General features: G+C 45.9%; 14 protein-coding genes. 9 read left to right on the top strand and 5 right to left on the bottom strand.

Features of this window, described 5'->3' with window-relative positions; genetic code table 11:
* Window positions 1-185 precede the first annotated feature (185 nt).
* Window positions 186-1,187, bottom strand: coding sequence for a homogentisate phytyltransferase (locus QUB13_RS11105; protein WP_333380608.1), 1,002 nt, complete (start codon window positions 1,185-1,187; stop codon window positions 186-188).
* 246 nt (window positions 1,188-1,433) lie between these two features.
* Window positions 1,434-2,387 carry a methyltransferase domain-containing protein gene (locus QUB13_RS11100; RefSeq protein ID WP_333380606.1) on the bottom strand — a complete coding sequence of 318 codons (954 nt, stop codon included), beginning with the start codon at window positions 2,385-2,387 and terminating at the stop codon, window positions 1,434-1,436.
* Here QUB13_RS11100 and QUB13_RS11095 point away from each other — a divergent pair.
* The 3 genes from QUB13_RS11095 (at window position 2,381) to QUB13_RS11085 (ending at window position 4,779) form a co-directional block, all read left to right on the top strand.
* Window positions 2,381-2,518 carry a hypothetical protein gene (locus QUB13_RS11095; RefSeq protein ID WP_194065878.1) on the top strand — a complete coding sequence of 46 codons (138 nt, stop codon included), beginning with the start codon at window positions 2,381-2,383 and terminating at the stop codon, window positions 2,516-2,518. The genes QUB13_RS11100 and QUB13_RS11095 overlap by 7 nt on opposite strands.
* Window positions 2,519-2,609: 91 nt before the next feature.
* A complete protein-coding gene (locus QUB13_RS11090) occupies window positions 2,610-3,944 on the top strand; it encodes a TrkH family potassium uptake protein (RefSeq protein ID WP_333380603.1) in 1,335 nt (444 codons plus the stop codon).
* A gap of 139 nt (window positions 3,945-4,083) precedes the next feature.
* Window positions 4,084-4,779, top strand: a complete 696-nt coding sequence (locus QUB13_RS11085; protein WP_333380601.1) for a potassium channel family protein — start codon at window positions 4,084-4,086, stop codon at window positions 4,777-4,779.
* 240 nt (window positions 4,780-5,019) lie between these two features.
* On the opposite strand, the gene QUB13_RS11080 is transcribed toward QUB13_RS11085, so the two are convergent.
* Window positions 5,020-5,253, bottom strand: a complete 234-nt coding sequence (locus tag QUB13_RS11080; protein WP_194065881.1) for a hypothetical protein — start codon at window positions 5,251-5,253, stop codon at window positions 5,020-5,022.
* 393 nt (window positions 5,254-5,646) lie between these two features.
* Between QUB13_RS11080 and QUB13_RS11075 the strand changes: the two genes are divergently transcribed.
* From QUB13_RS11075 to QUB13_RS11055, 5 genes are all read left to right on the top strand, one after another.
* Window positions 5,647-6,246, top strand: coding sequence for a sulfite oxidase-like oxidoreductase (locus tag QUB13_RS11075; protein WP_333380709.1), 600 nt, complete (start codon window positions 5,647-5,649; stop codon window positions 6,244-6,246).
* Between the two features lie 1,005 nt (window positions 6,247-7,251).
* Complete coding sequence (locus tag QUB13_RS11070) at window positions 7,252-7,956, top strand: PEP-CTERM sorting domain-containing protein (RefSeq protein ID WP_333380599.1); 705 nt, start codon at window positions 7,252-7,254, stop codon at window positions 7,954-7,956.
* 563 nt (window positions 7,957-8,519) lie between these two features.
* On the top strand, window positions 8,520-9,131 hold the full coding sequence (locus tag QUB13_RS11065; RefSeq protein ID WP_194008327.1) for a DedA family protein: 612 nt from the start codon (window positions 8,520-8,522) through the stop codon (window positions 9,129-9,131).
* A 271-nt stretch (window positions 9,132-9,402) separates the two neighbouring features.
* Window positions 9,403-10,680 carry an adenosylhomocysteinase gene (gene ahcY, locus QUB13_RS11060; RefSeq protein ID WP_333380596.1) on the top strand — a complete coding sequence of 426 codons (1,278 nt, stop codon included), beginning with the start codon at window positions 9,403-9,405 and terminating at the stop codon, window positions 10,678-10,680.
* A 172-nt stretch (window positions 10,681-10,852) separates the two neighbouring features.
* Window positions 10,853-11,467, top strand: coding sequence for a DedA family protein (locus QUB13_RS11055; protein WP_333380594.1), 615 nt, complete (start codon window positions 10,853-10,855; stop codon window positions 11,465-11,467).
* Window positions 11,468-11,505: 38 nt separating this feature from the next.
* Here QUB13_RS11055 and QUB13_RS11050 read toward each other — a convergent pair whose 3' ends face one another.
* Window positions 11,506-11,793, bottom strand: coding sequence for a hypothetical protein (locus QUB13_RS11050; RefSeq protein ID WP_333380592.1), 288 nt, complete (start codon window positions 11,791-11,793; stop codon window positions 11,506-11,508).
* A gap of 38 nt (window positions 11,794-11,831) precedes the next feature.
* Between QUB13_RS11050 and QUB13_RS11045 the strand changes: the two genes are divergently transcribed.
* Window positions 11,832-13,256, top strand: a complete 1,425-nt coding sequence (locus QUB13_RS11045; protein ID WP_333380590.1) for an NADP-dependent isocitrate dehydrogenase — start codon at window positions 11,832-11,834, stop codon at window positions 13,254-13,256.
* Window positions 13,257-13,348: 92 nt separating this feature from the next.
* Here the strand turns inward: QUB13_RS11045 and QUB13_RS11040 are convergent, their stop codons facing one another.
* Window positions 13,349-13,957, bottom strand: a complete 609-nt coding sequence (locus tag QUB13_RS11040; protein WP_333380588.1) for a glutathione S-transferase N-terminal domain-containing protein — start codon at window positions 13,955-13,957, stop codon at window positions 13,349-13,351.
* Window positions 13,958-13,982: the final 25 nt, after the last annotated feature.

Genomic DNA, 13,982 nt, shown 5'->3' with positions numbered 1-13,982 from the left:
GCACCAAAGTGCCGAATATTACTAGAAACCAGAAATATATCCAAGCCAGCGGGAATTTCGCACTTCTAAAAAACCATTCTTAAATACTCTATATGCTCCTTCCTCCTGATGACTAATAACCAATAACCAATAACCAATAACCAATAACCAATGACTAATGACTAATGACTAATGACTACTGACTTCTACCCTAACAAACAAGCTGCTGGAAAAATCAGATATTCTAAGAAAAACAACTTCCAGATAAACTGATAAAAATCCGCAATTTCTTTTTGCTCCTCCAAATCAACTTTCGCGCTCCAAAACCACATCAAAGCCAAAGCCACAAAATGAGAAACTGCCAGAAATACTAAATTAACATTAGACAAGACAATGACTCCCGCCAAAGTCGCGCCCAAATAGCAAACTGTCAACACCCAGCGAGACAAATTAAAGACGGCCGGCTTGCCCAGCTCAATCGTAAACGTAGTAATATTGTATTGCTTGTCGCCTTCCATATCGGGGATATCTTTGAAAATGGCGATCGCAAAAGTAAACACCACCACAAACACCGTCAGCACCCAAACTTCCGCAGGAATCGCAAAAGACACACTATCCAAACTCCAGCCGGAAAAAGCGCTTTTCGCCCTTCCCAAACCCAACACCCAATTAAAGTGTAAAAACAGCCCTAAATTGACGATCGCCCCCCGCACCGTAAAAATGCACAGCGCCGCCCAAAAAGGAAACCGTTTCAGCCGAATTGGCGGCAGAGAATAAGCAGTCCCGATCGCCAAACTAACACCAACTGTAGCCAGCAAAAACGGCCCTTGCAAAACAGCTATCAAAATTGCCAAAATTCCAGTTACAGCTACAATTAATTCCCCAGTTTTTTGAGAAAATGCTCCAGAGGCGATCGGCAAATACGGCTTATTGATTTTATCAATTTCAACATCTTCTAACTGGTTCAATCCCACAATATAAATATTGCCGCAAATGCAAGCCAACCAAGCACAAACAAGGGGCAAAAATATCGGATTCACAAACATTTGTGCGCTTTGGGCGATCGCGTACAAAGCCAGCACGCTCAACGTAGTCCCCACAATCGTATGCGGCCGAGAAAACTCCCAAAATGCCATCACCCAACTTTGCGGAGCCGAGCCATCTTGATCTTTATCAATCCAAGACTTATCAATCGAATCGTTGCCCATAAATCCCACACCCCCACCAGAAATAATATTAAGTAAAGTGGAAATTATCCACCTTACTTAATTGAACTTGTCGCCATAAATATCATCAACCGAACCCTCTTCCCTCTTCCTTCTTCCTCCTTCCTTCTTCCTTCTTCCGACGGACTTACATCCGTTACATCCGTTACATCCCGTACATTGCTCGTTGCCGAACTTCCTTCTTCCTTCTTCCCTCTTCCTTCTTCCTTCTTCCCTCTTCCTTCTGATTTATTTTACAGCACAAATCAGTCCGAAACGAATCAATCCGCTCGCATATCCCCGGCTCATCAATCCGAGAGCAAGTGCTGCTTGAATCGTCGTCCAACCGCTCGTCAGCAAACCCCAAATTGCGCTCGGAGTCAATGCAGAATCGATCACCACATCCCAAAACGGAGCAACTGCTTTTGACCAATCAGCGCTGCGAATATTGGTAAAAGGCAAACTGCGGACAATTTCCTCATATTCCGGCAAAGAAATCACGTAAGGTAAAGCATAAACCCGGTAAATTTCTGCTAACTCCTTTCTTTCTGCATCAGTTAATTCTCCCGCCGTTTCTCCCACCGGGCGGTGACACCAAGTTGCTAACATCAAAGTTCCTCCCGGCTTGAGCACGCGACAGCATTCCTGCAAAAACTTAATTTTGTCGGGCATATGTTCGCCGCTTTCGAGGGACCAAACTAAGTCGAAGGACTCGTCAGGAAAAGGCATATTCAAAGCATCTGCTACTAAAAAGTTAACATTGCTTTCGAGTCCTGCAATTTTAGCGCGTTCAGTCGCTCTGTTGGCCTGTACCGGACTCAGGGTGATGCCGGTGGCCGTCACGCTAGCGCCCGTTTTGTTTTGTTCGGTCGATCGCCCAAAATCTCGATCGACCTCACCATCCGACTTTAAATTATTTTGGGCGATCGAACTAAACTTTTGAGTCAAATAAAGCGTGCTACCGCCGATTCCGCAACCGACATCTAAAATGCGGTAAGGTTCGCAGAGTGCCTTCTCTGACGGTACTCCAGCCTCGCCGAGCAATTCTTCGATCAAATCTATCTGAGCCTGTCGGCGCTCTTTTTTCAAATTCCCATCCGCGCCGTAGTAACCGTGGTGCATATGTTCGCCCCACACCTGTTCCCACAAACCGCTAGAAGCGTCGTAGAGTTCCTGAATTTGCTGGTAAAGTGTTGATGTCATCGCCAGATCGCAAGTTATTAAAGGAATTCTACCGTTATTTTCCCGATGTTGTCATGGAATGTGGCGATTTGGTGCGATCAGTCGATCGGCATTCCCCAGACCGAGATATCCTTATTTATACCCCTGGATAGATTTGTCGGTTTCCTCTCAAATCTCAAATCGATTTGTCGGTTCCCTCTCAAATCTAAAATCTAAAATCTAAAATCTCAAATCTAAAATCGAATGACTGTCTCGCGAACCATTTGCTTGGGCTTTCTCGCCGTCATCGTCGCAGGTGCTCTACTACTGATGATGCCCTTTTCCACAATCGATGGAACTTGGAACAATCCCATCACAGCACTCTTCACCTCGACTTCCGCTGTTTGCGTCACAGGCTTGTCGGTTGTGGATGTCGGAAAATATTACTCTTTTTGGGGGCAACTGTGCCTACTTTTGCTCGTGCAAATAGGAGGCTTGGGCTACATGACAGCCACCACTTTCTTGCTGCTGTTATTAGGCCGCCGCTTTGGCTTAAAAGACAAAATTGCCCTGCAACAATCTCTTGACAAATCCGGGCTAGCCGGCGTAGTGCAACTCGTGCAGTCAATTCTAGCAACAACCGTTTTCTTTGAATTAACTGGAATATTTTTGCTAATGTCCGTTTTTGTCCCAGAATACGGATTCAAAGAAGGTCTGTGGGCTGCCGTATTTCACAGCGTTAATGCCTTTAACAACGCCGGCTTTAGCCTCAACTCAGATAGTTTTACCCGCTACGTCAGTTCGCCTATGCTTAACTTGACAATCGGCAGTTTGATCGTATTTGGAGGAATCGGCTATCAAGTAATTATGGAAATGTACCTGTGGCTGCGCGCTCGCTTCAACAAAAGCCCGGTATGCACAGTTTTTTCCCTAAACTTCAAAGTTGTCACCAGTACAACTGTTGTCCTTTTATTTTTAGGAACGCTCATCTTTTTGGTGCTGGAATACAACAACCAAGCAACTTTAGGCCCTCTCAACATTTTTCAAAAAGTCATGGCAGCTTGGTTTCAATCTGTTACTTCCCGCACTGCGGGATTTAATACAATTGACATCGGCCAAATGAGCGACGCAGCGCTATTTATGACGATCGCCCTAATGTTTATCGGTGCCAGTCCCGGCAGCACCGGCGGCGGCATCAAAACCACAACTTTTAGGATCTTGTTTAGCTGTACCGCAGCAGTTCTCGAAGGCCAGGAAGATGTGCAGTGCTATCAGCGTCAAATCCCGCCAGCAATGATTTTGAAAACCATTAGCGTAGTCTTCGGTTCCCTATTAGTCACCTTCACATCTGCAATTTTAATTCAGCTAACCAATCCCGAACTAGACTTTATCAAAGTTTTGCTTGAAGCCGTGTCAGCTTTTGCCACTGTAGGTCTTTCCGCAGGGATTACAGCTAAGATTTCAGTGCTAGGCAAGTTGGTTTTGATTGCTACAATGTACATAGGTCGGGTTGGGGTGCTGCTGCTGATGAGTGCCGCTATCGGCGACCCCAAACCCAGAGCTTTTAAATATGTTGAGGAAAGTTTGTTAGTTGGATAAAAAATTCTGCCTTATTGCTGATAATCTAAACAATGGGTGACAACCCAAATCAACTTTTACTATTTAGTCAAAAATCAAAAGGAGGCGGCGCTGTCATTGCTACAATTGAAAAAGCAAGACTTTCAGCGCTGGATATTGAGTGAACCTGTCATCTTTGAATTTTTTTAGCGGTTTGCGCGCCGAAAACAAGCAGTTTGCAGTTATTGGTTTGGGACGCTTCGGCAAAGCTGTGTGTTCGACCCTGCATGACTCGGGTTACGAAGTCCTCGGGGTTGACACCGACGAAAAAAAAGTAACTCAAGCTTTGAACGATCGTATAGCTGCTCACGTTGTGCAGTTAGATTCTACTGAGCCTAGCGCTCTTAGGGGAGCGGGTATATTTGAATTTGAAACGGTGATTGTGGCGATCGGCAATTACTTAGCAGAAAGCATTACCACCACCCTAAATCTTAAGGAAGGCGGGGTAAATCACGTAATAGCCAAAGCTTCCTCGGAAACTCACTTGAAAATTTTGAAAAAAGTCGGCGCAGATCATGTGGTTTTTCCAGAACGAGAAATGGGCTACTCTTTGGCCCGAATTCTTACAAAACCCAGCATTTTAGAACGCTTTGACCTCGACCCAGATCACAGCATAGTTGAGTTACTCGTTCCTGAAAAGTTTGACGGTAAAACAATTTCGGATTTGGAGCTCCGGCGCAGGTATGGTTTGAACTTGCTAGCAGTCGGTCGCATCGACAAGTTCGAGATCAATCCGCAGCCGAACCAACGCTTGAGCCAGGGCGAGGTGATGGTAGTAATTGGTTCTAATAAAGATATCAATCGCTTACCAATTTAACAGCTCGCCATTTGACTCGCTCAATATGTAGTAGGATGCTTGTGGCGCACGTTATATTGTGTCCGCTCGAACCACAAGCTTTATCTTCTAATTTTTAAGCGAAATATCTAAATTGAATTTCACCAATCTTGGGGTTGTTTCTTTCGTTGCGACCCTGTAAAAATATAGTGAAAATTTCAACCAAGTAGCAGCACCAGACAATACAGCTTCGGCAAATCTAAAAGCCATCGCCCTAAAAATTCAGCCTGCATTCAAAATATTTTGCAGGTAAGCTCTAGCCACAATCAGCACCGCCACAACTAAAGCGAGTTTAATAGGCCAAGGACACACCGCCACCAACCAAATTAACGAACACACTCCAACAATTGCAGCTAGCGGAGCCGGAATCCCGTCTAGCGTTCTGTTGTCAGTCCCGGCAGTCACCCACCAAGCAATCAAGCAGACAGTCAACGGAATCAAGCAACTTACGAGCATGATTTTTACCTCATCTATTTTTGATATTTGAAATCTGAGCTTATTGTAACGATACATCAAAAATTCGGCAAGGCACCATTAATTGCGATAAGATTTAAGGTTAAAGAATTAATAAGCAGAAGCAAGATTTTTTTTAATTTTTAGCCAAAAATATATCTAAAGGCAGATTTAAGTGGGAATCAGGTAAAATATGCGGATTTTTTAGTGTGAATAAGTGATGAAAGCTTTCTACCTTGAGATGAATTGCGATGGGCCCTGATTTGCAAGTTATAGCCTTTCTCAGAAAGATGAGGTACGCGAACGGCATAGGGAATAGGGCATGAGGCTCTCCTCACTTTTTGGATAACCGCTATATACTGAGGATTGCAGTCAGTTACTGTAGAGCGTCAATCAATGCAAGGCAAATTTTTTCGCAAGCCAGAACCAGAAAACAGCGATCGCGTCCCTCCGGGCCAATACCTCGCCAACGGCTTTCCCGTGCTGACTTACGGGGATACACCCTCCGTCAGCATTGAGAGTTGGGAATTTAAAGTTTGGGGATTGGTAAAACCAAAAACCTTCACTTGGTCAGACTTCCAGGCCATGCCCCAAAGCAACTTTACTGCCGATTTTCACTGCGTCACCCGGTGGTCAAAACTCGACGTGCAGTGGACGGGAGTCAAAGTCACAGATTTTATGAACTATGTAGAAGTCGATCGATCGGCTATGTACGTCCTCGAACACTGCTACGGCGACTACACCACCAACATTGCGATCGCCGACTTGATCCGAGAAGAAAACTTTTTCGCCCACACCGTCTCCGGCGAACCCCTGTCCCCAGACCACGGCGGCCCGATGCGGCTGGTAGTCCCCCACCTCTACGCCTGGAAAAGCGCGAAATGGATTAACGGCCTAGAGTTTACAGAAGCCGAACAACTCGGGTTTTGGGAACGCAACGGCTACCACCGCAGGGGCGAACCTTGGGCCGAGGAACGCTACAGCGGTTTGTTTTGATGCGGTCGATCGCAATTAGGCCTTCCCCAGACTTTCTACATATAATATTTGTTGAGAGGGAATTCGCTTTTTGACCGCTTAAAGCTGCATTCATCTCCTCTCGATCGCATCTTTGGGCTTTCTCACGGCCCCGAAACCCTTAAATTGAACCAAAATAAGTAAACTAGGGCGATCGCAGCTTGTACGTAATTTGCCCGATAGATCGACTACTTGCACTCCCCTACACAAGTCCCAAAACAACAAAGATTCCCAGTTTCTGGTTAATACCAAGCTTTTTCAACTCTCCGTTGGCGCGCGTCTCCCCGTGTTTATACGTAAGTGTTAGTTGTCGATCGCCCGGACGGTGACTAAAATAAAAAATCAGCATAAACCATATCCAAATAAAATTGGCAGTGCCACGCCTCCCTGCCTGCTACAGCAAGGTTTCAAGCCACAATAGTTATAATTATTTTGTGTGCTTTTAAGGAGCGATCCCCCAGAATGCCAATGGGACAGACAGCATTTGTAAAGGATGTGTAAAGCCTTCATAAAGAGTCTGTCAAAATTCACCTCAAGTGCCACAAAGACCAAAAAGTGTTGCATAATAAATATATTGAAGTAGTCGCACAAGGCAAAAGGAATCAGATTGTCAGGAACTCAGGTCTAAAGACACTGAGCTTGCAAGACAAGTGTCTTACAAGCTATTCTGACCAGCCTAAGTCTTAACTGACTACGTTATTTGGGTCACGACACCGGGCGAATGCGACGCTAGTTCCCTGCTCTGTCATTTGCAGTTAAACAGTCTTAAAGTCACTGAGACAGTGCTGCAAGTCTAACAAGCCTTTATAACATTGGCGAAGCTAACTTTACCCCAGAAATGGGAGTTTGAGGCAACCATACCTCATCGGAGAGGTTAATTAAATTCCCTCTCCGACCCCGAAAGGGGATTCAAGGCGATTGAAATCGCCGAGCCGTTTTCCTCTCAGAACTGAAGTCTCTGAGTTTCCCACTTACCGAGCTTTTTTTATGAATACCAAAATTTTATCCGCCTTAACAGCTACCGCAGCCGTCACAGCTATGTTGGGCGCAGCAGCTCCAGCTCATGCCTTCTCCTTTGGCACCAGCGGAATCAGCTTCGACAAAGATCAAACGGTCGAATTTAACTTCCTAGAGTCTCACGGTGCGTATACCTCCTCTTTGGGAATCTACGAAGTAAACAAGTCGGTGGCATCTCTAGTCAGCACGCTGTTCTCGGAAACTAAATCCTCAGACAACGGTGACTCTAACGAATGGAAAGGAACCTCCGGCAATACAGTCGCTTCAGGCCCCGTAACGTTTCAATTCCTGGCAAATAAAGTTTACACTTTGGGACTCAGCAGCCTCTACAATGGCTATAGCGCGGGCACTGTCTACTCAACCTCTTCCTTGAACGGCAAGAAGCAGCAAGCCGTGTTTGGCGGGTCGTCACTTTTTGGCGACCTCAACCTAGAAAAAACGAACAAATTCGGAGCGGCCAAAGAAAACACAAACGGAGTAAGTTCTCTGTTTAACAAAGGCTTTGGCACAACAATCTCCTTTGACGATGCCGGTAACGGTAACGACAAAGACTTCCAAGACTTCACCGTGACAGCAGAAGCAGTTCCCGAACCCATGACAATGACTGGTTTGGCTCTAGGCTTGGGCGGATTAATTGCAGCACGCCGCCGTCGCGCTAGCAAAGCAGCTTCCTAATTGTGTTTCAACGGGGGCGATCGACTACATTCCGTTTAACAAGCAATCATATAACCGGCAGGCGCGCTGATGGGAAATCGGCTCGCCTTTTGCTTGAATGAAGAATAGAAATGGAAGTCGTCAAGCGTGAAGTCGGAAAAAAGAGGGTTTTTTCCACTCTCCCAATCTCCCACTCTCCCAACTCAAAATTCAAAATTCAAAACTGACTCGTCCTCAAGTGTTCGATCGAACTGAGATATTGCACCTGTGGCAAAAACCGTGTTTCTGACCGAAGATATAGCATCAAAGCCTATATATCTCGTTCAGAAACACGGTTTTTATAAGTTTATTGAGAATGGTGTACGATATAGCCTTTCAAGCGAAAAATAAGGTACTATCCGGCATAGGGCTCCGTGGGCATACCTCACGACGCTTGAATCGCCACCGCCGCCCTAGTTTTTGTCCGGCGCACCGGTGCTTCGGGAGGGTGCAATAGCCGATAACTATATCGAAAGAATCCATTATCTACTGTTTATATAATCGAGCGGACATGATATTAGTTAATTCCCCGGAAAAACAAAAAAATGAATTTTGATTTGCAGCAACTGATTAAAACCTTCGGTTATTTGGGAATTTGGGGTATTGTGTTCGCCGAATCTGGATTGCTGTTCGGTTTTTTTCTGCCGGGAGACAGCTTGTTGTTTGCTGCTGGAATTGTAGCGTCCGGGCCCAACTCTCTGAATATTTGGACTCTAATTTTTGGGTGTTTTGTCTGCGCTGTGGCTGGCGATAATGTTGGCTATGCAACCGGACACCGTTGGGGTCGCCGCTTATTTAATAAGGAAGATTCGTGGCTGTTTAAAAAAGAATATTTAGAAAAAACCGAAAATTTTTACGAAAAACACGGTCAAAAAGCAGTTGTACTGGCGAGATTTACGCCAATTGTCCGCACATTTGCCCCCATAGTGGCGGGAGTGGCGGCAATGAAATACAAAACTTTTATGTTTTATAACCTGATCGGTGGGTTTTTGTGGACGGTGGGGTTAACGCTGATGGGTTTCTATTTGGGAAAGATGATTCCTCCTGAGAGAGTTGATGAATATTTACTGCCGATTGTTTGCGGAATAATTGTACTTTCTTTTGTGCCTTCAATTATTCATATAGTCCAAGAACGCCGCGCTGACAAAAAAGATTGACTCCGCCCGAGACCGAAATTGTCTGCCACATTTAAATATCCGAGATCCATCTGTGGAGTAAATCTCTGATTATTCAATTTTTTAATCTAAAATTGACTGACTCTGCTGTGCTGGTGAACCCCGGCTACGATCGCAAATTGGTCGATCGAATACAATCAAAATTTAAGATTAGCAGCGTGCAGGGCGATCGAATAAAATCCTAGCACTTGCCCGCAGATAGGTAAATCTGCTAAAACTAACAGAGTTTGATGATTTCTGGAAAATAACATACATGGTAGCTACATCCGTCAAGATTAAACACGAAGTAAAAGACTTGTCCCTCGCCCCCTTGGGGAAGCAACGCATCGAGTGGGCCGGCCGGGAAATGCCAGTTTTGCGGCAAATTCAAGAACGCTTCGCTAAAGAAAAGCCCTTCGCAGGCATCCGTATTTCAGCTTGCTGCCACGTAACCACAGAAACAGCCCATTTGGCGATCGCCCTGAAAATGGGCGGCGCAGACGCTGTACTCATCGCTAGCAACCCCTTAAGCACCCAAGATGACGTAGCCGCTTGCTTAGTTGAAGACTACGGCATTTCCGTCTTCGCCCTCAGAGGAGAAGACGCGGCTACCTACGAACGGCACGTTAACACAGCCCTCGACCACCGCCCCAACATCATCATCGACGACGGTAGCGACGTAGTAGCAGCCCTGATCCAGCACCGCCCGAACCAAATTGCCGACTTGATCGGAACCACCGAAGAAACCACCACCGGCATCGTGCGCCTGCGGGCCATGTTGAAAGACGGCGTGCTGACTTTCCCCGCCATGAACGTCAACGACGCAGACACCAAGCACTTCTTCGACAACCGCTACGGCACCGGTCAATCTACCCTAGATGGCATTATCCGCGCTACCAACATTTTGTTGGCCGGCAAAAATATTGTGGTTGCAGGTTACGGCTGGTGCGGCAAAGGCACGGCACTGCGCGCCCGCGGCATGGGCGCTAACGTAATTGTTACCGAAATCGATCCGATTCGGGCGATCGAAGCAGTGATGGACGGTTTCCGCGTCATGCCAATGGACGAAGCAGCACAAGTCGGCGATATCTTCATCACCGTTACCGGCAACAAACACGTCATCCGTGCCGAACATTTCGACACCATGAAAGACGGCGCAATGGTTTGCAATTCCGGTCACTTTGACATTGAAATCGACCTCAAATCCCTCGGCGCAAAAAGCACCGACGTGAAAACAGTTCGCTCTTTCACCCAAGAATACCGCCTCAACAATGGCAAGTCGGTTATTGTCTTGGGCGAAGGCCGTTTGATCAACTTGGCAGCAGCCGAAGGACACCCCAGCGCCGTAATGGATATGAGCTTTGCTAACCAAGCTTTAGCCACTGAATATCTAGTCAAAAACCAAGGCAAGTTAGAAGCAGGAATTCATTCAATTCCTGTTGATGTTGACAAGGAAATTGCGCGTCTCAAATTGGAAGCAATGGGAATTCACATTGATACCTTGACAGCCGAGCAAATTGAGTACACCAACTCTTGGACTTCGGGAACTTAATCATAGTATTCTCGTTCCCTGGTAGAACCAGGGAACGAGCCATGACAACTGACAACTAAGAGGGCCCGCACGGGGACACCGCCCCTGACAACAGTCAACAGTCAACGGTCAACAGTCAACAGTCAACAGTCAACAAACTCATGACTTCTTCTTACCAAATTATTAAATCAAAATGGTTGAATGGATAACTAACACAATGCAGTCGATGGGCTATCTGGGAATAGGCCTATTGATGTTTTTGGAAAACCTTTTCCCGCCCATACCCTCAGAATTGATTATGCCCCTGGCAGGATTCACAGCATCCAAAGGCGATATGCAGTTGTCATCGGCGATCGCAGCAGGGACGATAGGCACTGTTTTAGGAGCACTTCCCTGGTACTATGCAGGTAAATTATTGAGCGAAGAACGCTTGAGTAATTTAGCCGACAAATACGGAAAGTGGATCGCAGTATCCGGTGCCGATATTGACAAAGCAAATAGATGGTTTAACAGACACGGCAACAAAGCCGTATTTTTGTGTCGCCTAGTACCGGGAGTTCGTACCCTGATTTCGCTACCGGCTGGCATCAACAATATGTCTTTAATCCCATTTTTGCTTTATTCAACAGGCGGCACAATTTTGTGGGTAAGCTTCCTGACTTTTGCCGGATATAAATTGGGTGCAAATTACGACCTTGTAGATGAATATCTGGCCCCGGTTTCTAAAATAGTTGCTGTGACTATTGTCATTGGCTTTATTTTGTGGGTTGTTAAGAAGAATATGCAGAAGGAAAAATATCGCAAATAAACCCATAAATCTTCAAAATAATCAGCGTTAATCAGCGGTCAAAAAAAATCACCGTTGTGACTTGCTTCAACGATGTCCCGAAAAGTAACGCTGAAAGATAGATGGGCATACTTGAGAGAAACTTCTGCTATTTTTGCTACTTTATTAAATTTAGTGGGAAATTGGCATCGCCAGCTTGTGACAGCCATCGCTTCTTCCTTCTTCCTTCTTCCTTCCTTCCTTCTTCCTTCTTCCTTCTTGCTTCTTCCTTCTTCCTTCTTGCTTCTTCCTTCTTGCTTCTTCCTTCTTGCTTCTTCCTTCTTCCTTCTTCCTTCTGGTATAATCATGGCAAAATAGAGAACATTGGTATCCGCACTGTTAAGATATGTACGAAAAAATTGTAGCCCCGACAACTGGTTCTAAAATTACATTCAAAGACGGTTTGCCGATCGTCCCCAACGACCCAATTATTCCCTTCATACGCGGCGACGGTACGGGCGTTGACTTGTGGCCAGCATCACAGAAAGTCATGGATGCCGCAGTAGAACAGGCTTACGGTGGCCAGCGAAAAATTAACTGGTTCAAGATTTACGTAGGCGACGAAGCCTGCGATGTCTACGGTACATACCAATATTTGCCCCAAGATTCCCTAGACGCCATCAAAGAATACGGAGTCGCTATCAAAGGCCCGCTGACAACCCCAATCGGTGGCGGAATTCGATCGTTAAACGTAGCATTGCGGCAAATCTTTGACCTCTACGCCTGCGTGCGGCCATGCAAATATTACGATGGAACCCCATCGCTGCACAAAACTCCCGAACTCCTAGATGTAATTATTTACCGGGAAAATACAGAAGATATTTACCTCGGAATTGAATGGGCAAAAGGCAGCGAAATCGGCAAAAAGTTGATTGAATACCTCAATAATGAGTTAATTCCAGCAACACCAGAACACGGCAAAAAACAAATTCGCCTCGATTCGGGAATCGGAATTAAACCAATTAGCAAAAGCGGTTCCCAGCGTTTAGTGCGACGGGCTATGACCCACGCTTTGCGGTTGCCAAAAGACAAGCAACAAGTAACCTTGGTGCACAAAGGCAACATCATGAAATACACCGAAGGAGCTTTCCGAGATTGGGGTTACGAACTAGCAACCACCGAATTTCGGAACCAATGCGTGACAGAAAGAGAATCTTGGATTCTGGGCAACAAAGAACGCAATCCCGAGATTAGCTTAGAAGACAATGCTCGCCAAATCGATCCGGGATACGATGCCTTGACTCCCGAAAAACAAGCTAAAATCCGCCAAGAAGTTGCCGACGTTCTGTTTGCAATTTGGGACAGTCACGGTAACGGTAAGTGGCAAGAAAAAATCATGGTTAATGACAGAATTGCTGATAGTATTTTTCAGCAAATTCAAACCAGGCCAGGCGAATATTCGATTTTAGCAACCATGAATTTAAACGGCGATTACTTATCCGATGCGGCTGCCGCCATTGTCGGGGGATTGGGGATGGGGCCTGGTGCTAATATTGGCGATGAATGTGCAGTTTTTGAGGCGACTCACGGCACTGCACCGAAACACGCCGGTTTGGATAAAGTCAATCCCGGTTCCCTGATTTTGTCGGGGGTAATGATGTTAGAATATATGGGATGGCAGGAAGCCGCTGATTTAATTAAAAAAGGTTTGGGTGCGGCCATTTCTAACGGTGAAGTTACCTACGATTTGGCAAGGTTGATGGAGCCTCCTGTGCCGGAACTTAAGTGTTCTGAGTTTGCGGAGGCGATTATTAAGCATTTCGCTGATTAGGTTTTAAAGATTTTTTAACCGCAGGTGAACGCGGACAAACGCCGATCGCATTGGTGAGATATTTGTCTGTCTGCGGTTAAATATTTTTATCTTTACACCGCTGGCACAGCCATGCCGCGCTCAACTGCTGGGCGCTTCTGCAAGGTTTCTACCCAGCGTTTGAGGTGGGGGTGGTTGTCGAGGGTTAATCCTTGAAATTCGTAAATAGCAACCCAGGGATAAATAGCCATATCGGCAATTGAATATTCGCCGCAGATGTATTCAGATTTTGCTAGTTGAGTGTCTAATACTCCGTAGAGTCGCAATGTTTCTGTTTCGTAGCGTTGAATTGCATAGGGAATTTGTTCGGGTGCAAAGCGTTTGAAGTGGTTTAGCTGACCGAACATTGGCCCGACACTGGCCATTTGAAACATCAGCCACTCCATAACTTGAAAGTATTTTTCTTTTTCGGTGGGCAGAAATTTCCCTACTTTTTCGGCAAGATAGATCAGGATGGCGCCGGACTCGAAGACGGTGATGCCGTTATCGCGATCGACTATTGCCGGAATTTTGCTGTTAGGATTGATGGCGATGAACTCTGGGCTAAATTGGTCGTTTTTTCTGATGTCGATGACGTGCGTGTTGTAGGGTAAACCTATTTCTTCGAGCATAATCGAGACTTTGCGTCCGTTGGGCGTGGTAAAAGTGTAGAGGTCGATCATAAATTGTCCGCCTTTTCTCTAGCAG

Source organism: Microcoleus sp. B4-D4 (genome assembly GCF_036705185.1).
Lineage (GTDB): Bacteria > Cyanobacteriota > Cyanobacteriia > Cyanobacteriales > Microcoleaceae > Microcoleus.
The sequence above is the reverse complement of the archived record's forward strand: the minus strand, read 5'-3'. Positions and strand labels throughout refer to the sequence as shown.

Bases quoted from the DNA above. Each gene is read 5' to 3' on its own strand.
- QUB13_RS11105 (WP_333380608.1), bottom strand. From the start codon at position 1,187: ATGGGCAACGATTCGATTGATAAGTCTTGGATTGATAAAGATCAAGAT.
- QUB13_RS11095 (WP_194065878.1), top strand. From the start codon at position 2,381: ATGTCATCGCCAGATCGCAAGTTATTAAAGGAATTCTACCGTTATTTT.
- QUB13_RS11100 (WP_333380606.1), bottom strand. From the start codon at position 2,387: ATGACATCAACACTTTACCAGCAAATTCAGGAACTCTACGACGCTTCT.
- QUB13_RS11090 (WP_333380603.1), top strand. From the start codon at position 2,610: ATGACTGTCTCGCGAACCATTTGCTTGGGCTTTCTCGCCGTCATCGTC.
- QUB13_RS11080 (WP_194065881.1), bottom strand. From the start codon at position 5,253: ATGCTCGTAAGTTGCTTGATTCCGTTGACTGTCTGCTTGATTGCTTGG.
- QUB13_RS11075 (WP_333380709.1), top strand. From the start codon at position 5,647: ATGCAAGGCAAATTTTTTCGCAAGCCAGAACCAGAAAACAGCGATCGC.
- QUB13_RS11070 (WP_333380599.1), top strand. From the start codon at position 7,252: ATGAATACCAAAATTTTATCCGCCTTAACAGCTACCGCAGCCGTCACA.
- QUB13_RS11065 (WP_194008327.1), top strand. From the start codon at position 8,520: ATGAATTTTGATTTGCAGCAACTGATTAAAACCTTCGGTTATTTGGGA.
- ahcY (WP_333380596.1), top strand. From the start codon at position 9,403: ATGGTAGCTACATCCGTCAAGATTAAACACGAAGTAAAAGACTTGTCC.
- QUB13_RS11055 (WP_333380594.1), top strand. From the start codon at position 10,853: ATGGTTGAATGGATAACTAACACAATGCAGTCGATGGGCTATCTGGGA.
- QUB13_RS11050 (WP_333380592.1), bottom strand. From the start codon at position 11,793: ATGATTATACCAGAAGGAAGAAGGAAGAAGGAAGAAGCAAGAAGGAAG.
- QUB13_RS11045 (WP_333380590.1), top strand. From the start codon at position 11,832: ATGTACGAAAAAATTGTAGCCCCGACAACTGGTTCTAAAATTACATTC.
- QUB13_RS11040 (WP_333380588.1), bottom strand. From the start codon at position 13,957: ATGATCGACCTCTACACTTTTACCACGCCCAACGGACGCAAAGTCTCG.